This window comes from Mycobacterium heidelbergense (assembly GCF_010730745.1).
GTDB classification, from domain to species: Bacteria; Actinomycetota; Actinomycetes; order Mycobacteriales; family Mycobacteriaceae; genus Mycobacterium; species Mycobacterium heidelbergense.
Window position 1 is genome coordinate 2,083,577 of record NZ_AP022615.1, and the last position, 16,610, is coordinate 2,100,186.

15 protein-coding genes are annotated in these 16,610 nt (G+C 62.1%); 5 read left to right on the forward strand and 10 right to left on the reverse strand.

The annotated features are described in order from the left end of the window. Window positions 1–49: 49 nt before the first annotated feature. Window positions 50–1,210 (reverse strand): GGDEF domain-containing protein, encoded by a 1,161-nt coding sequence (locus G6N25_RS09810; RefSeq protein ID WP_142272516.1) that lies wholly within the window; start codon window positions 1,208–1,210, stop codon window positions 50–52. A gap of 907 nt (window positions 1,211–2,117) precedes the next feature. On the opposite strand from G6N25_RS09810, the gene G6N25_RS09815 reads away from it, so the two are divergent. Further along, complete coding sequence (locus G6N25_RS09815) at window positions 2,118–3,149, forward strand: fused (3R)-hydroxyacyl-ACP dehydratase subunits HadA/HadB (protein WP_083073107.1); 1,032 nt, start codon at window positions 2,118–2,120, stop codon at window positions 3,147–3,149. 42 nt (window positions 3,150–3,191) lie between these two features. Here G6N25_RS09815 and G6N25_RS09820 read toward each other — a convergent pair whose 3' ends face one another. From G6N25_RS09820 to G6N25_RS09860, 9 genes are all read right to left on the reverse strand, one after another. Continuing rightward, window positions 3,192–4,196, reverse strand: coding sequence for a glycoside hydrolase family 6 protein (locus tag G6N25_RS09820; protein WP_083073061.1), 1,005 nt, complete (start codon window positions 4,194–4,196; stop codon window positions 3,192–3,194). 285 nt (window positions 4,197–4,481) lie between these two features. Then, window positions 4,482–4,685 (reverse strand): cold-shock protein, encoded by a 204-nt coding sequence (locus G6N25_RS09825; RefSeq protein WP_009952110.1) that lies wholly within the window; start codon window positions 4,683–4,685, stop codon window positions 4,482–4,484. Window positions 4,686–5,148: 463 nt separating this feature from the next. Next, window positions 5,149–7,503: a S8 family peptidase gene (locus G6N25_RS09830; RefSeq protein WP_232065752.1), complete on the reverse strand. Its 2,355-nt coding sequence runs from the start codon at window positions 7,501–7,503 to the stop codon at window positions 5,149–5,151. A gap of 155 nt (window positions 7,504–7,658) precedes the next feature. After that, window positions 7,659–8,636: an AAA family ATPase gene (locus G6N25_RS09835; RefSeq protein ID WP_083073063.1), complete on the reverse strand. Its 978-nt coding sequence runs from the start codon at window positions 8,634–8,636 to the stop codon at window positions 7,659–7,661. Between the two features lie 480 nt (window positions 8,637–9,116). Next, complete coding sequence (locus G6N25_RS09840) at window positions 9,117–10,019, reverse strand: S-4TM family putative pore-forming effector (RefSeq protein WP_142272517.1); 903 nt, start codon at window positions 10,017–10,019, stop codon at window positions 9,117–9,119. Window positions 10,020–10,100: 81 nt separating this feature from the next. Beyond that, the gene (locus G6N25_RS09845; protein ID WP_083073065.1) at window positions 10,101–10,955 is read right to left on the reverse strand and encodes a CBASS oligonucleotide cyclase; all 855 of its coding nucleotides are present in this window, start codon (window positions 10,953–10,955) and stop codon (window positions 10,101–10,103) included. 10 nt (window positions 10,956–10,965) lie between these two features. Continuing rightward, the gene (locus G6N25_RS09850) at window positions 10,966–11,475 is read right to left on the reverse strand and encodes a hypothetical protein (protein WP_083073066.1); all 510 of its coding nucleotides are present in this window, start codon (window positions 11,473–11,475) and stop codon (window positions 10,966–10,968) included. After that, window positions 11,472–11,906: a hypothetical protein gene (locus tag G6N25_RS09855; RefSeq protein WP_142272518.1), complete on the reverse strand. Its 435-nt coding sequence runs from the start codon at window positions 11,904–11,906 to the stop codon at window positions 11,472–11,474. Before G6N25_RS09855 ends, G6N25_RS09850 begins: the two co-directional genes overlap by 4 nt. Before the next feature lie 49 nt (window positions 11,907–11,955). Next, window positions 11,956–12,840: an AAA family ATPase gene (locus G6N25_RS09860; RefSeq protein ID WP_083073068.1), complete on the reverse strand. Its 885-nt coding sequence runs from the start codon at window positions 12,838–12,840 to the stop codon at window positions 11,956–11,958. 188 nt (window positions 12,841–13,028) lie between these two features. Between G6N25_RS09860 and G6N25_RS24465 the strand changes: the two genes are divergently transcribed. From G6N25_RS24465 to G6N25_RS09880, 4 genes are all read left to right on the forward strand, one after another. Continuing rightward, window positions 13,029–13,442: a helix-turn-helix transcriptional regulator gene (locus G6N25_RS24465; RefSeq protein WP_083073069.1), complete on the forward strand. Its 414-nt coding sequence runs from the start codon at window positions 13,029–13,031 to the stop codon at window positions 13,440–13,442. Continuing rightward, window positions 13,420–13,956: an ImmA/IrrE family metallo-endopeptidase gene (locus G6N25_RS09870; RefSeq protein ID WP_083073070.1), complete on the forward strand. Its 537-nt coding sequence runs from the start codon at window positions 13,420–13,422 to the stop codon at window positions 13,954–13,956. The genes G6N25_RS24465 and G6N25_RS09870 overlap by 23 nt, the downstream gene beginning before the upstream one ends. Before the next feature lie 591 nt (window positions 13,957–14,547). Then, a complete protein-coding gene (locus G6N25_RS09875) occupies window positions 14,548–15,009 on the forward strand; it encodes an XRE family transcriptional regulator (protein ID WP_232065753.1) in 462 nt (153 codons plus the stop codon). A 359-nt stretch (window positions 15,010–15,368) separates the two neighbouring features. Beyond that, window positions 15,369–16,364, forward strand: a complete 996-nt coding sequence (locus G6N25_RS09880) for a DUF4917 family protein (RefSeq protein ID WP_158084854.1) — start codon at window positions 15,369–15,371, stop codon at window positions 16,362–16,364. The last annotated feature ends 246 nt before the right edge of the window (window positions 16,365–16,610 follow it).

Consider the following 16,610-nt stretch of genomic DNA (forward strand, 5'->3'; position numbering starts at 1 on the left):
GGGGTTGGCGTCGGGGATACTCGCCTGCGGCCCGCAAGCGCCTGTAGCCTCAGGGTGCGTCGTGATTCCGGCCCCGGTCTGTGATTGCCGGGCCGCTGTGAGGCCAGCCGCCCAGCGAGGCCTGTCGATATCGAATTTGGTTGCCACCGCAACGTTTTGCGTCATACATGGCGGTGTCGGCGCAGCAAATCAGCTCGTCGATGACATCGCGGGCAGGTGGGATCGATCCCAAAGGCACCCGCGCGCTGACGACTCCGATGCTGGCGGTGATACCGAATGGGGTATCGGCGATGGCGCGCCGCACCCGCTCAGCGGATTCTTCCCCGTCCGCGTGGTCGGCAAGTTCGGCGACGAGGAACTCCTCACCGCCGATGCGTGCCACGACCGCGCCGTCGTGATGGCGTCGAAGGATATCGCTGACGGCAACCAACGCGCGGTCACCGACCGCATGACCGAGAGCGTCGTTAAGCCGTTTGAACTGATCCAGGTCGACCATGGTGACCGCCAGGTACTGCTGGGCGGCGCGTGTCCCGCCGCCGAGCAGTTCACCGGTGCGCCGATAGAATCCGCGCCGGTTCAATAACCCACACAGCGGATCCACGTCGGAGAAGGCGACATCGATGGCCAACCGGTGGACGAGCACCTGGGTGGCCATCGGCACGGCCAGCACGGCGACCGCGACCACCGAGAAGGTGCCCACGGCCGCCACCCAGTCACCGCTCCTAATCCCCTGCACCACAGCGAGTGTGGCAGCGGTGCCCAGCGCCACCGCCAAGTGTGCGGCCAGGATCCGCGGCCTGTGGAAGAACGCGATATAGCCACCGAGCACGGCGAAGGTGACGCATCCGGCCAGACCGAGCAACGCATTGCGATAGCTCAGGCACGCGATCGCGATGCCGCCGTCGGAGATCGCTACGTAACACACAGATTGCCGGCGGTTCGGCCATCGGCGCGCCCACAGCACCGCGGTCGCCAGGCACGCCGCGGCCGCGCCCAGCGCCGCGGCCATCCCGACAGGCCGCCACGAGCCAGCGGGACTCCACTGCATGCCGATAGTGTTCGCGCTCAGAAGAACGGTGGCGGTGGCCACCGTTCGGCGAACGAGGCCCTGCAGATCTTGTGTCGCTAGATAAGCAGACAGCCAGTCGAAGTGATCGGCCTGCTGCCACCAGGAGACCAGTGATCGCCCGTCGCTGCCAAGGCTCCGCATCCCGTGTGTCCCCTTACCAGCTGGACCCAGCTGTCGTCGGGCGGCCCGATGATGCGCTGTGCGGCCCATGTCATCCATTCCGTCCATGACATTGCAACCGAGAATATGACATTCGAATTTGAGAAACTGTAGGTTTCTTGAGTTTGGCTGCATCTGGCAGTGCTCTTGGCCTGCGCTTAGCTGACCTGTCTCACGTCGGCGGCGCCGGGGTTTGTCTCACGAAACGCCGCATTTCCCACGAGGCATTGCAATCAGCGTTCTGGTTTCCGGGCGTCCCGTGGCGCGCAGCATCTGATCCGCGAACACCGGCCCTTATGGCTCGGTCGGCTCCACCCTGTCACGCGGTGATCGCTCAAAGTCTCTGCCTACCTTATGTTTTGGCGTACCGCGACGCGGTGAGGCGTCGCCGATCGTGGCGCTGAGCGTGTCGAGTTCGGCCAGAACGTCGGTGGCGGGCCAGATCCGGTTGCGGGCGCCGCTGGGCAGTAGCTCCAGGCTCCCCGCCGGCGGTGTCGGCGGGCCACGCCGGACACCTCGTGGTGGTCACATGTGTCACTCGCGTCTCGGCTTTGGAGGCACATACCGTTCTGCCCACCTAACCGCGACAATCGCGGTGGCTGTCGCGCGTAGGTAGACACATCGTCGTATGCCGACCAGCCAGTGACCGATGTGACCTGGGATTGACGCCCGACCTTTGGCCCGCCGCGCCCCGGCTGGGGGCGACATGAACCCGCAGCAGCAGCTCCCTTGACCTGCGGCGCTCCCTGCTGTCTCAGAGCGGGTTCAAATTCTGTCGACTCGCCAAGGCAGGCAGGAAAGCCGGGATAGTCGCGATCGGCGGTGCCCGCACATTACTGTGCTTTGGTCGGCCTCACCGAACAAGCCGATAGAAGAGTTGAGCCAATTCATGACCGCAGCAGCAGAAGCGTCGGAGATCGCGTCGCGAGTCGGCCACTACTACCAGGTGGACGACACCTACCAGGTCGGCCGCGAGAAGGTACGCGAATACGCCCGTGCAGTGCAGGACAAGCACCCCGCACACTGGGACCCAGCGGCCGCGGCGGAGCTGGGCTACTCGGGCGTGGTGGCGCCACTGACGTTCACGTCGATCCCCGGCATGATGGCCAATCGCGAGATGTTCGAGTCGGTGGTCGTGGGCTATGACACCTACTTGCAGACCGAAGAAGTCTTTGAGCAGCACCGCCCAATCGTGGCCGGCGACGAATTGCACGTTGACGTCGAGCTGTCGTCGGTGCGCAGGATCGCCGGCAGAGACCTGATCACCGTGACCAACACCTTCACCGACGCTGCCGGCGAGCGGGTGCATACCCTGCACACCACCGTCGTCGGCGTAACCGCCGACGACGTCGATCCGGCGATCAAGGCGACCGTGCAGAACGCGATGATGCACGACGCGTACGCACTGCCGATCGGCGAATCCGAGTCCACCTACCAGAAGACGGTGCGCCCCGATGGCGAGATTCGGATCGCCGACGGAGGCACGACCCGCACGCCAGGCACACCCGACTTCGGCGACGTGAAGGTCGGCGACGAGCTATCGGTGCATCACGCCCGACTGTCCCGCGGGGACCTGGTCAACTACTCCGGCGTGGCCGGCGACGCCAACCCGATCCACTGGGACGAGCAAATCGCCAAGGCGGCGGGCCTGCCGGATGTGATCGCCCATGGGATGCTCACCATGGGCCTGGGTGCCGGATTCGCCTCCGCGTGGTCTGGCGACCCCGGTGCGGTTACCCGCTACGCGGTGCGGCTGTCCCAGCCCGCGATTGTGTCGGGTGCCGAGGGCGCCGACATCGAGTTCAGCGGCCGGATCAAGTCGCTGGACCCGGCGACCCGCACCGGTGTCGTCCTTGTCGGGGCGAAGTCCGGCGGCCGAAAGATCTTCGGGCTGGCGACGTTGAGCGTCCGCTTCCGCTGACCCGGCGGCACTGGTGACGGCGGTCCGCGCGTGCGGCCCCGGCTACCGGCCCGCGTTATGGACCAGATCGATGGCGTACTGATTCACGAAGTTGCCCGCCGGCGGATCACCTTTACCGCATGTTCCGTCGGATTCACCGGGACGTTTGATCCACAAGTAGGCGTCGGCGTGCGCGCCGGCAGTGGCCGCGGTAGGCGGAGCGCCAAGCGCTCGGCCGCTGGGGTTGCACCAGTTGAGCTCGGAGTCGGGCGCTGGTCCGGCTCCGTTACGCGACGTGTCGATCACGTAGTGCGAACCGTTCGTGAGGCCCGAAATCGCCTCGCCGTAACCGATTTCGTCCTCGGTGGTGAAGAAGTTCGCAGTGTTGATGCTGAAACCCCGCGCGTGGCCGATACCGGCCTGATTAAGCCTGGCGGCCATGTCGTCGGGGCTGTGCCAGCGCAGGTGACCGGCATCGACGTATACGGCCGCGTTCGGATTCCGGGTCAGCGCGTCGACGGCGTAGCGAATCAGGTCGTAGCGTTCTTGGCGCTGATCGGCTGACAGACAGTCGGCCATGGCGAGCGCATCGGGTTCGACGACAATCGCCGCCCGCGAGGCGCCCACGTCGGATGCGATGCCGTCGATCCATGCGCGGTATTCGCCGGCCGACCCGAAGCCACCCGCGGCGAAGCTGCCACAGTCGCGGTGGGGGATCCCATAGAGCGCCAGAACCGGGATGGCGCCGGCGGCGGCCGCGTCGCCGGTGTACTTCGCGACCGTGGATGCCGAAGAGCCCGGGACGATCCAGTATGCCTGCGGCGTGTTGGCGATGGCGGTCAGCTCGGGACTCGGCGGATCGGCGCTCTGCGCCGCGCGCATGGCCGCCGACGTGGGATTGACGTAGAACGGCGCTCCAGCCAACGGGTTGCCGTCAGCGGCCAAGCGCACCGCCGGGGCGCGCCCGACCTGCGGCGGGTCGGCGGAAACAACCATGCAGGCAACGGCCGCAACAGTCAGGAAGGGAGCAACCCACCGCGCGAGAGCGCGAGCAGCTGAGGGGATCACATCAGGAAAGTTAGTGCGTCAAGGCTTTGGGCGCGAATCCCGGTGGCAATTCTCTGGCATGGGCTTCGGGCCTACTGCGTTGGGGTGGGCCGGGTGCGCAGCCGGATGACGGGGAGTTCGCGGTCTCCGGTTTTCACCGGGAACTAAGCCTGCGAGTGTCGCCGAGGCGCTGCCAGCCGCCTGGAACGACGGTACCGATCAGGCCGAGGAGCCACAGCACCGGCCGTAAACGATCTGTGGGCCGGCAAAGGATAATCCCCTGCCGGCCCACAGATTACGTAAAGATCAGACCGCGGTCACTCCGGTGGCCTGGGGGCCCTTGGCGCCCTGTCCTACCTCGAACTGAACCCGCTGGTTCTCCTCCAGTGAGCGATAGCCACCGCCCTGGATCTCGGAGTAGTGGACGAAGACGTCCGCACTGCCGTCATCGGGAGCGATGAAGCCGAAGCCCTTTTCGCCGTTGAACCATTTCACGGTTCCTTGCGTCATATTTTCTGTACTTCTTTCGTTGACTTTCACGAATGCAGAACACATTCGCCGTGCAGCCTACCCCACAATCGGGAATCTCTAAATCCGTCTTCGACGGTGGCGTTGCGGCGGGGCACCCACCGGACAAGCGGCCCGCGGCGTTCAAGCAGTTCAGCACGGCGTTTCTGGAACAGCAACACGCCGGAGCGAGGTCTCGCGCGGTCGCGTTGACTTCCATCCAATCCAGACCATGGGTCAAGAGCCCTAACTCAACGCTCCTTGTTAAACAATAGGCACCCGCTTGCTAATCTTCCCTGCACCTCGACAACAATGTAGGTTCTCACGGTTCGCCGCATATGCCCGTACCGCTGAACTGGCAATTCTCGATCTGTCTCACGATGGCAGCGTCGTGGTTCGTCTCACGGAGTGCTTCATTTCCTACGACAGCACGGGAATGCGCACTAACGCCCGTTCAGAGTGTGCTTCATTGAGGTCGTACCGCCACGCGCGCAGCGACCTGGTCCCGGACTTGGCTGTAGACGTCGACGTTGATAGTCGGGGCTACCCACAGTGAGACTGCTACCGCGAAGTCCACAGCGCGTCCACCAAGTCCGCCAGCTTGTTCATAGCACTTAACCCGAATGTTCATATCGCTTCCTTGCCCGGAAGCGAACGTCTTTTCCAGTTCCCATGTTTGGTGCTGTACGGTTGTTGCGCCGCGAGTGGTTACGGCCGATGGATGGCCGGCTGGCGCACCAAGCGTTGGGATGGCACCGCCCGGCGTTACGAAAGATAAACTTGCGCAACGGTACTGGCGGCTGCGCCAGTTGACTGGCGTAAGCCAGGCAAGGGTTGCATCGATCTGTTTTGTCTCGCGAACGTTAAGTCCGTCAGGCAACGGAAACAACAGCTCTTGCTCTTCTGCTGCCCCAATTGAGCCAAGGTAGAGGACTACTGCCTCGTTAGTGGCACATCCGTCCGCATAGTCCCGTGATACGACGCCATTTCCGATGGCGATCTCCGGGAACAAGGGATCGTAGGCTAGATCGGGCGGCCACGCAGTGCCATGAACCAATAGTGCCTTTATCGCAGCCGCTCGCTGACGGCGAGTTGGGAAGGTTCCCGCCGCAATTTCATCGACGAGATCATGGAGGCGTGCAGCCTGCCGCGATACCAATGCTGCGGCGAAACTTGTTCCTGTTACATGAGTTTCATTGCGGCCCGCAGGGGTCGCCACCTTAAGCCCGGGGCCAAGAGGCGAGAGACCGCGTAACGTGATCACTTCCTGAGCGATTGCACCGTCGACATAAAACGCTCGACCACCATGGGTCATTACGTCCGGCTTGATGCTGCGGCGATATCCACTTCCCGTCGCGGTCACGGGGCTGATACTCGGACATCCGTCCGTCGGGTCGACGAGGTAACCCTGCGCAACTGCTTCAGAACCGTCGTCGTGAGTAGCGCCCACGGTGATTGCATTGACAGATTCCGCCGGAGCAAGCATCCGCCGTTCATTCTGTCGACGATCGATGGCTTCCAGCAGTATCTGACGTCGATCAGTTCCCACCGCCCCCGTGAGATCCGTTGACAACAAAGGACTTAGCGACAGCTTTCCGTAATTTCCTACGGAAATTACGACGAGAACACCGTATTCGTAGCTCAGCCAGTCGATCGCACGCGCCCAGGAAGACAGGATGGTCTCAAACGGCACCGCGGGGTCACCCACTGAGATGTTGACAATAGTAACGGTGGGTGCCGCTGCGGGGCCGCCTGGGCCGTCCTCGAACAGCTCCCGGAATACCCGCCACATGAGATCTGGTACCAGCTCGCTGGATGGCAATTCCTCTGTCCGATCGGCTGTCTCGTCCGACGGAACCAGCACGGGGCGAACCAACACAGGCCGAGCCGCCGGCACTTGATTCGAACCACGGTCACCCCACACAGCGATCGAAGCTGTCCAAGTTCCATGTCGGCGTTCGCTGACCGTCGCCAACTGGGTGAGATCGTCTGGGTCATAGACGTTTACCCGATCACGTAGCAGGATATGATTCGCCATGGGCACGCCGTCAAGAAGGCAAAGAACGGGGTCGCCGCCGGGCAGCGGGTCGTCGATCTCCGCAGAGATCTCAACGGAGGGTCCGACTATCGGCAACGACTGCCCCGTGATTCGCAGGTACATCACATTGGCGGAACGGACTAGGCGGACACCATCAAAGTTGCCCGCTGCGAGTTCGCGCAATAGCGCAGTCGGAACCTCGCACTTGAGCCCATGAAATCCAATCTGATCGATGACCGCCACCGTGGCGACTCGCCCACCCGCCTGCTCGACCAGAGCCGCAACCTCCCGCTGGCTCTTGTCGCGTGCAGCGGGACCGCGACGGTACCAAAGCTCGACCTCGATTGAGTGGAGGCGATCGTCGATTCGGCCTTCGAAATACTCGTCCCAATCTATCGTTTGCAACCGGTCTTGCGGACCCCACGGCCGAACATCCTTGAGGTGGGCGAACAAGTCTCGTAATGGCGAGTACCCCCGCGGCAGTTCTCGACTGTCTCTCCATGCGCGCCACAATGACAAAAGGTTGTCGAACGCCGACTGATTCATGCACACCGCGTGAAGACATGATCCGATGAACGGATTGCGGGGCTTGTCGCTCGTGAGCCGGACATCGTCGGTCGGCAGTACAGCATCTTCGGCTTCAATCAACACTTCGATGCCGAGCTTCTCGGCAACGTTTGCGAGGTCGATCTGTTCGTCGAGCGCCTCGAAAACGAGGATCAGCTGCGGATCAGCGGCCTGGATGGAATCCGAGATACGCACCTGGTCGCCAATTGCAACCATCGCAGCGTCAAACTGTGCGTCGATGCGCCGATTGCGGGCTTCCGGATCGGTGAATTGAGCTCGGCTCCCGCCTCCACGGCGGGCTGGTATAGCGCGGGGTGGTGCAGCGCGCCCCAAGATCACTGGTCTGGTCGAGGCGCGTTCTTCAGGCGGCATTACCCGTCGTCACCGTCGGCTCGCGCGGCCCATTGTTTAAGAACCTGCTGGGTAACCGCCGTGTCGTCTGGCTCAGGACCCGACAGGATCGAACGTCGCTGAACATCGAGTGCGAACTCTTCGAGCTCAGCGAAGCTGACCCGACCAAGCCGGTCCGCGATGGTTCGCTGCGTCAGACCCAGGCGGATTCCGGTCTTAGCAGACCAAGCTTGTAGCCATTCAACCTTCCCCGCCCGAGTTGGTTGAGGAAGGTTGAGCCTCAGTTGCATCCGGCGCCAAACCGCTCGGTCCAAGAGCTCGGCGTGGTTGGTTGCCGCTATCACCACCACGTGGCTAGGTAGGCGATCAACCTGCAATAGCAAAGAACTGACCACGCGCTTGATCTCGCCCGTTTCGTGCGTGTCGCCGCGTTCTTTCGCGACCACATCGAATTCATCGAAGAACAAGACGCACGGACGGACGCGTACGGCGTCGAAGAGTGCTTCCATCCGCGACGCAGTTTCGCCCAGAAAGCTCCCGATCAGACCCTCGTAGCGAACGCTGAGCAGCGGCACAGCGAGTTCGGTGGCAACCGCTTCCGCCAAGGACGTCTTGCCACCACCGGGAGGGCCCACGAGTAAGACGCGGTGCCGAGGTTCAACCCCATGGCTGCGCAAGAGATCGCGTCGATAGTGTTCCTCGGTTAGCTGTCCGACGGCGTGACGCACCTCGGATGGTAGGACCAAGTCCGATACACGGCGCTCCGGCTCTTGCTCGTAGAACAAGCCTCTGGTCGCCTCGCTGCGGCTCAGCGCCGTCACACTCGATGAAGACTGAGGCCGTTTTCGGCGCAGCGCCTCTGTGAGCTGCGAAGCAAGGACATTGTGCCGCTTATTTTCCTCCTCGGCGATCAATGCCTCAGCCGCACGCCTGAACGCGAGATCGTCACCACCTGCACCCGATTGGACGAGTGCTAGGAGCAGGTCTGCACGTGCCATGGCCCTTGTTCTCCTAAACCCGCGCGGCAGTCACCGTGCCGATATCCTACCGAGTGCCCGGGCGTTGGTCCGCAAACCCGCCGACCAGTTGCGCAAGCCAACTCGTTCGTCACAACGGAATCTCTGGCTGTCTAAACGCGAGGTCGCAGTCGTGGATGAGACGACCGACGATCTGACGGCTGACGCCGACCGACTCCGCTACGTCTCGCAGCGACAACCCGCTGCCGCCCATGGAACTCGATCAGCCGTTCGCGGGGGAGCGCTTCCTTGGCCGCCGCGTATGCCCGATTGTCGGGAGTCAGCACCAGGTTGTCCCGGTGCGGGATCCCGCCGGGGTCCGGCGTGGATCTCTAACAGCGACGCGCGCCTACAGATTCTCAAGATCCGTGTTATTTCGTGACATTCTGACCTCGGCTTCCACCCGCGCGCCCGCACGGCATTGGCGACAACCACAACAAGCCCCCACCACCGCGGCACCCATCAATCGGCGAGGCCGCGGCGCCGCGCTTCCTCCACCCGGGCCTGAGCGGAGCTGCGCATGGCTGCCTCGTTCTTCGTATGGAAGACGCTGTCAAGCCAGTCAGGGATATACGGGTTGTTCTGGCGGAATTGCAGGATTTTGTCCTGAATTTCTCGCACGTCCTGTTCGGTCGGGGTGTCGTTTCCGCTCGTGCCTTGCTCCCAAAGGTCAGTGATCTTCCGCTCGGCGGAGGCTTTGGAACGGGCGGTGTCGAAGTTGGCCACACTCTGCTCGACGATCTCTTTGGTGGGTGCCAGGAACGGGACGCCTACAGCGAGCAGGAAGTCCGTCACCGGAAGTCTCAATATGGCGACCTGGACGCCGATCAACGTCAGTGCGAGGACCCCAAACGCACCGATTAGCATCCACGCCCAAAGGAAGTGCATCGAGGCGCCCCAGCCGAGGTTTGACGATTGGCAGATCAGGAGATCGAAGGGGCGGTGGGTGCCTTCAGTCGATACATACCAGTTCTGGTCGCGCCCTCCCCTGTAACGGTTGGCGGCTCGGTTGACGTCATGTGCGTTCGGCTGGTCGGCCTGGTGTCTGTTCCAACGGATCTGGAAGACCGCCGTATCAAACTTCTCCTGGATGGCCGCGGCCCGATAGCGCCAGGTTTTCTCTAGACTGCTGGCGGCAAAGGCGACCAGCAGGAGCACGGCACCGCCAACGCCGCCGATCAGAGACCGGGCTGACGGCAGCGCGACTGCGCATGCTGCGCTGGTGCCGGCGAGCACGAATACGACGATGACCCGGATTGCAAACACAGCTTTGGCATCTGAATAAGTCCGCGCTTGGGCTGCAACGTGCCGTCGCATATCAACAGTGTTCTGTGCCTCGAATACCGAAGGCGTCGTCATGGACATGATTTCCTGGTATCCCTCGGCAGCAAGTGGACGGGGCGATCGAAGATCAGCCGGGTGGCCGGCGATTGCGGCCTGCGTCGCTCAAGGGCGTGGCATGCGGTCACCGAACAGCTCCCGCCATTTGTCCACGGCTGCGCGTTCCTTACCGTGCGCCTCCAGCAGGATGGCTTCCTCCGCTGCCGCCAGCCAGCCACGGATGTTGGTTTGCTGCTGGCTGCGCTGCCAAGAGTTGCTTCCGGCATTCACGTCGGGACCAAGGCCGGCCGGGTCGGGCCAGTCGGCAGTGATTTGGTCGGCCATTGAAGCGAGCAGAAACCGCACCTCGTCCTTGAAGGCGCCGACTGGACTTTCGACGAGTTCGAGCGCCATAACCTCGATGAGGAACGACGGCTGGATCGGCTCACCTGCCTGCCGGTTCATTCCCTTAAGCATCTTGACCAGCGGGACGAACTTGCCGTCGCATTTCGTGTTCTTCTCGGTAACCATGCGCGCATGCTCGTTGGGGTTGGTGTTCATCCAATGCAGACCATTCGGGATCTTGTATCCGTCGTCGGTGGCGAAGGCTGGGGCGATTTCGTAGGACGCGACCTCCTCGCCGCTGTAGTAGATGGTGACGACCGTGTCGTCGGCGGCAATGTCGGACCACTTTTGCTCGATGACCTCTCTGAGGGCGGTCACGGCGGCGGTCCCTGTGCCATTAGCCAAGTGCCCTTGGGGTCCGTCGGGGTCAATGACGATGAAAATGTCGATGTCCTTGAGTTTCTTGGTCTTTGTGTGGCGGTCGTAGCTACCGGTGAGGAAGTCCTCGTTGAGCGACCAATACTCCCGAATATGGTCACGGATCCGGTGGTGTCGGCTCACCGCGAGGTTACGTTCGGTTGTGGTGATCTCCAGGTTTGTCTTCAGGCCACCGAAGGCATCGTCGACGTAGGTCATTTTCTGATCCTCAGATGGTGTGGACACGGGCAGTAGCGATGGCATCAGGCGCGCCAGCGAGAGTGCCGATGCTTCGGGTTCGAAGACCGCTGGTAGATGCACGTGTGCCGTCTGTCCAACCCGGCTGCTCGGACGGAGTCCAGCGGTAGGAGCAGAACAACCTGAAAGTGGTCCCTAGTGGGACGCTCTGGATCTTTGCGAGGTACGTCAGCAAGGAGGCGTTGTCAGCGGTGAACTTGCGGTCGCCGATGCCGCCCGCGGTGTACGTCACGACGAATTCGAACACGGGCGCGACGGTGCCGTCGGGTCTCACGCACTCCACTGCAACTTGCTCGAGGCTTCCCTCCTCGATCCATCGAGTGATGGCGTTGGCGTTCAACTGCCAGCGCTGGAAATGGCGGGCCGTGTCGATACCGAGCGTGACCAGGATGTCACTGATCGAGGCCATGATCGTGTCGGAAAGGTGCGTGGCGGTGTGCGTCCGCGTGTAAGAGTAGGTCGCCGTATTGGTCGTGGTCACTGGGCACCTCCGAGCCGGCGAAGCGCCGACTCGTTGATCCTCAGAGGAACTCCCGTCGTGGCGGCGGCCTGCTGCTTCGCCCCAGGACCGGTTGGCGGGCCTACTTTGAGATGGTCTGCGTCCTTGACCGCGCCGGTGACGACGCCTAGGAGGTGGCCTGGCGGCTGGATGTACAGCGCCCAGGTGTTGGGCGCAGACGCACCGCCTGGAACTGGCGCCAGGTTCTCCTCGATCGTGAAGGCCTCGTCACCTCCGATGATGTAGATCTCGAGGCGCAGGTCACCTGCAACCAGGATGAATGGCGTTTCGGCGGCGGCTCCGGAGGCCGCGATCGTCGGGGCGAGACCATCCAGTGGAAGGAGCGCGGTCGCGACAGAACCCGCCGGGACGTCACTGCTTCGTTCGAGCGTGTCGACTAGCAGGTCCTTCACGACGGCCCACGCGTCGGCGGCAGAACGGACCGGCGTCCCAGCGATGGCTCTAGTCCGCTGCACGATCCACCGCCCATGACTTCGCCGGCTGCACCAGCCATAGAGATGAGGCCTGCTCGAGGTCGTTAACCGTGAGGCATCCGGGATCGAGGGTGGTCTCGACGCGGCGCTGCATGGCCTCGGTGACGAGCTTGCGGATGCGGCGGCCATCCATACCTGCCAACTTCGGGGCCACCCGCGCTAGTGCTGGGGCAGCCGCAACCTTCAGCAGAGCCGGGTAGGCGGTGGCGAACCCGGTAAGCGTCTCCTTGAGGATCTGGGTGATCGCAGCCTCGTCGGGCAGCGGCACCATGACGGTCACATCGGCGCGCGACATGAGGGCATCGTCGAGCGCCTCGGTGAAGTTGCTTGTCGCTACGACGAAGATGTGCGGCGCAGTGGTGGTCATCTCGTCGAGCGCGGTCAGGACGGCGTCGGTCGCACGGTGAACGTCGGCGGGGTTAGCAGCCAATGACGCGGACCCACGCGCGACCGCCATGCTCTCGACCTCATCGAGCAGAACCACGGTCGGTATCCCGTCGTCGGCCATGAGCGGCACGTGCTCGGCGAGGAGTCGGTGCACCCTCTGCTGACTTTGGCCGTGTTCGCCGCTCATAAGGCCATGTGGATTGATCTCGATGAGCCGAGCCTTGCCATCGATGGTCTCGGCGACCTTGGAGGCAAGACCGCGGGCAAGTGTGGACTTACCGGTCCCCGGCGGGCCCGTCAGAAGGGCGAGCCCATGCAGCGCTGTGACATGGAACGGCAGTTTCGAGCGAACGGTCAGTGCGAGGAGGGCCGAGCGCAGCAGGCGGTCCTTGACATCGCCCGCGGTGACGATGACATCCCACAACGGGTCGTACCGCTCGTGGGGCACCACGACGTTGGCGGTCACGCAGTCTGCGACATCAGCAGTCGACACAAGTCCTCCTAGATCCGGGCTGACCGACTACCAGTGTATTGTGTTGCAAACACGCCGAAGGATGTCAGTGTAGCTGTCATAGTAGCGGCCTGAGAGTCCGGTGGTCAATCTCAGTCGATAGTCCGGCGTGTCAAGTTTGCGTCACAAACGCTCCGGCGGTTATGCTCTGGGCAGTCGCAGATGCCATTCTGGCCCGGGGAGGCGTTGTGGACTGGGCCGAAGACGTGGTCGATGAGATTTACATCGACGTCGGATCAAGAATCCGGTCTGCACGGATAAAGCAGGCATGGAACCAGGCAGAGCTGGGCCGCAACGTCGGTCTAACACGCTCATCCATTGCGAACATCGAGGCTGGCCGACAAAGGGTGTTGGTTCACTCCCTTCTCCGCATCGCCGATTCGTTGAACGTCGCCGTGGAATCACTCCTCCCCGGTACCGATCAATTACATCAGCTCACAGATAGGCCGCGATCCGCGCCAGATCTGACAGGACAGACTGACGCGGCTCGGGATTTCGTGACTTCTGCTCTTCGTCGCACGAGAGAGGGAATACATGGCTCAGCTGAGACGACATGAAATCGAGCGAGACGCGGCCAAATTACTAGAGCGACATAATTTCAGATCCGCACCCATACCGGTGGAGCTGCTCGCCCAGAACGAAGGGATAGAGGTCGTTAGAGTGGCGGCAGACTGGAATGAGTCAGGCTTTTTGTTGCGCGAGGAAGGCCGCCCCCCAATCATCGGTATCAATCGCAAGACCTCACCAAAGCGCCAACGGTTCACTATTGCGCACGAACTTGGCCACTGGCGACTCCACGAAGGCAAACCACTCATCGTCGATCAATCAGTAATGGTAAACAAGCGCAACGACGTTTCAAGTCAGGCTTCGGATTTGCAGGAGATTCAGGCCAATCAGTTTGCAGCAGCGCTGCTCATGCCCGAAAGTTTAGTTCGAGTACGCGCGAACCATTCAGCAATAGAGGGGTTTCGATCGCGAGACGAGTTAATCTCAAGACTGTCGAGCGAATTCGACGTGAGTACTGACGCAATGAGCTGGCGGCTCGTCAACTTGGGAATATTGTCGTCTTGAGCGTCTGTTTTTGAATACAGCTCGGAAGTCGGCGTGTTAGCGCACACGGCGGCATCGTTATGGCAACTCATCACATGTACATCCTTTCAGGAATCGCGGCGCGGTAGCGCCCGCTACCCACCTCAGCCAAGAGCGCCGCGGAGCTGACGTGTCCGGCCTCGCCAGCGACTGCGGTGGGGCGGACGATTTCGCGGATGTCGCTGCCGCTGGCGTTCTCAGATAGCGCGCCCGCCACCGTGGCGGCGTCGATGGTGTGGCCGCCGGGCAGGAGCGCTCTACTCCGGCCCGAATTGGAAGCGTGGATCAACCGGCTGGACTCCGCGTCCGCGGTTGGCCTGGACGCCCCCGAACGAACCCGTGAAGTGGTGCAGCGCGCTGCCCGACGCCGACGAGCTGATCCGCACCAACGGGGCGACGAGCGCTGCGGACCGGATCCACCCTGCATTGCACGGGACCCAATTGCCGAACCCTGCGAGGGTTGCCATCTGACGGGTTCCAGTTCCGTGAATGGCGCAGAAGTCCCAAGGCGCGATGCCGGAAATTCGGCAGACGCGCAGAGGGACCCCGCGTGCGTAGGGTGTTGTTTGGCGGGTGGTTTTTGTGGTGTTAATGGTGTTGTTTGTACGGATCTTCCCGGTTTATGCATGGAGGTGCGAGATGCCTGTTTTGACCCCTTCAGCTGCACACAAGCTTGATATCGACGCAGCTTCGATGTCGATCCGTGAGATCGCTACGTACTTGCAGGACACGGTCGGCCAGCGCGTCTCGGCTGCGATAGCTGGCTTGGCCGACGCTAAACAGATAGGTCGCTATACCCGCGAGCACGGCCCGCAACCGCATGCGACGACTGATCGTCGGCTGCGCGAGGGCTACAAGGTGGTCCGGATGCTTGTCGACGCTTACAACGATGAGACCGCCAAAGCATGGCTGTTCGGCACGAACATGCGGCTGGATGATCGAGCGCCGATCGAGGTCCTAGGTGGTGCGACTGAGACGGCGGATTTCACGATGGTGGTGCAAGCAGCGCGCCAGGTGGCTACCTTTCAGGCGTGAGCGGCAGCCCGGTCGATGGCCCACTGTGGCGTGTCGGATGTCATCGCACGCCGGTTGATTTCACTCCGCTGGGCCTGTACGGATTCTCGCACCGGTTCGACGATGTCGACCAGCGGTTCCGAGCACTGTATGTAGCCGAGTTCGAGGTGATGAGCCTGCGCGAGGTGTCGGCGGACTTCCGGCCACGAACTTCGTGCACGGTTGAGCCCAGGCCCGCAGCAACCTCCTCCTCGGTGTAAGCGGTCAAGAAGAGCCGCGTCGTAAGACCAGCGACCACCACGAGGTTGGCCATTACCTAAAGTCCATTTCAAGATGATGGATTGGTACGGCCTTAGCCAGGAACCGGAGGAGTTATCGACGTGGCCGAGACGGACAATCTAGTTGACTGGTCGAGTCTTTCCGAGGACGTGTGGCCGACATTGCTTATCGGCAATGGTCTAAGCATCAACACCTGGCGGCGATTCTCCTATTCTGAGCTGCTTACCGTTGCAGCGTTGGAACCCCCAGCCATCCAAATATTTTCGGACCTAGAGACGACGAACTTCGAAGAAGTTCTCGAGGGCCTATGGCACGCCGAGCGGGTTCTGGTGGCCATGGGCCAGGAGAGCATCGGTGTCCGCGACCTTTACGCTCACGTACGGCACGAGCTCGTCGCCGCCATCAAGCGAGTCCATATTCGTTGGACTGACATGCCAGTTGAAAATCTGCAGCAGATCGCGGCAGTGCTTGATCAGCACCGCTGGGTCTTCACGTTGAACTACGACTTGCTTACCTACTGGGCGTCGATGGACAACCAGACGACGACGGAGATCGTCGACTTCCTCTGGAATAACCCTTTTGATCCCCTCGATTCCGAGATCTGGTCCGCGAGCGCCACCGGCCTCGTATTCCTCCACGGCGGCATCCACCTATGGCAGAACTCGGCGACGGGCGAATCAGGAAAATGGACCAATCAGCAACCAGGTGGGCTACTTTCGCAACTCGACGAAACCCTTGAGACTAATCCAGATCGGCAACCATTGATCGTCAGCGAGGGGCGGTGCGAACAGAAGCTACGCGCAATCCGACGCTCAGACTACTTATCCTTCGCCTACCAACAACTCTCGACTAACACCGATCCGACAGTTGTTTTTGGAGCGAGCTTCGGCGCCCAGGACGCGCACATCGTGAAGGGGCTACGCAAAGGCGGCCGCCGTAGGATCGCGATCTCGGTCCTACCCGGCGAGGACTACGAAATCATAGCGACGATGGCCCGGTACCGAGCCAATCTTCCGGATCAGGACCTCGTGTTCTTCAACTCAACAACCCATCCCCTAGGGGACGCTGCGCTACGGGTCGCCGATAACCGGCTCTGACTGCGCGGATGACTCCCTCGCCTGGCTAGTGGTCTTAGCCTCCGCTACTACCGACGATCGCCGAACACGTCGGCACACAGATCCATAGCTTTTCTTTATGTCGGTCGCGCGCCGATACTGTCTAACGACGGTCGATAAAGCGGATCGCGGCGACCTCGCCGAGTTTGTGTTCTCACCAGCAGCGACTACGCGCCATCGATGCAGGAAATCACAAACACAAACATGCGGGACCGAGCTCGTTTAGTG

Excerpts from the sequence above, each read along its gene's own strand:
- G6N25_RS09810 (WP_142272516.1), bottom strand. The coding sequence starts at position 1,210 with ATGCGGAGCCTTGGCAGCGACGGGCGATCACTGGTCTCCTGGTGGCAG.
- G6N25_RS09815 (WP_083073107.1), top strand. The coding sequence starts at position 2,118 with ATGACCGCAGCAGCAGAAGCGTCGGAGATCGCGTCGCGAGTCGGCCAC.
- G6N25_RS09825 (WP_009952110.1), bottom strand. The coding sequence starts at position 4,685 with ATGACGCAAGGAACCGTGAAATGGTTCAACGGCGAAAAGGGCTTCGGC.
- G6N25_RS09830 (WP_232065752.1), bottom strand. The coding sequence starts at position 7,503 with ATGGTTGCAATTGGCGACCAGGTGCGTATCTCGGATTCCATCCAGGCC.
- G6N25_RS09835 (WP_083073063.1), bottom strand. The coding sequence starts at position 8,636 with ATGGCACGTGCAGACCTGCTCCTAGCACTCGTCCAATCGGGTGCAGGT.
- G6N25_RS09840 (WP_142272517.1), bottom strand. The coding sequence starts at position 10,019 with ATGTCCATGACGACGCCTTCGGTATTCGAGGCACAGAACACTGTTGAT.
- G6N25_RS09845 (WP_083073065.1), bottom strand. The coding sequence starts at position 10,955 with ATGACCTACGTCGACGATGCCTTCGGTGGCCTGAAGACAAACCTGGAG.
- G6N25_RS24465 (WP_083073069.1), top strand. The coding sequence starts at position 13,029 with ATGCTCTGGGCAGTCGCAGATGCCATTCTGGCCCGGGGAGGCGTTGTG.
- G6N25_RS09870 (WP_083073070.1), top strand. The coding sequence starts at position 13,420 with ATGGCTCAGCTGAGACGACATGAAATCGAGCGAGACGCGGCCAAATTA.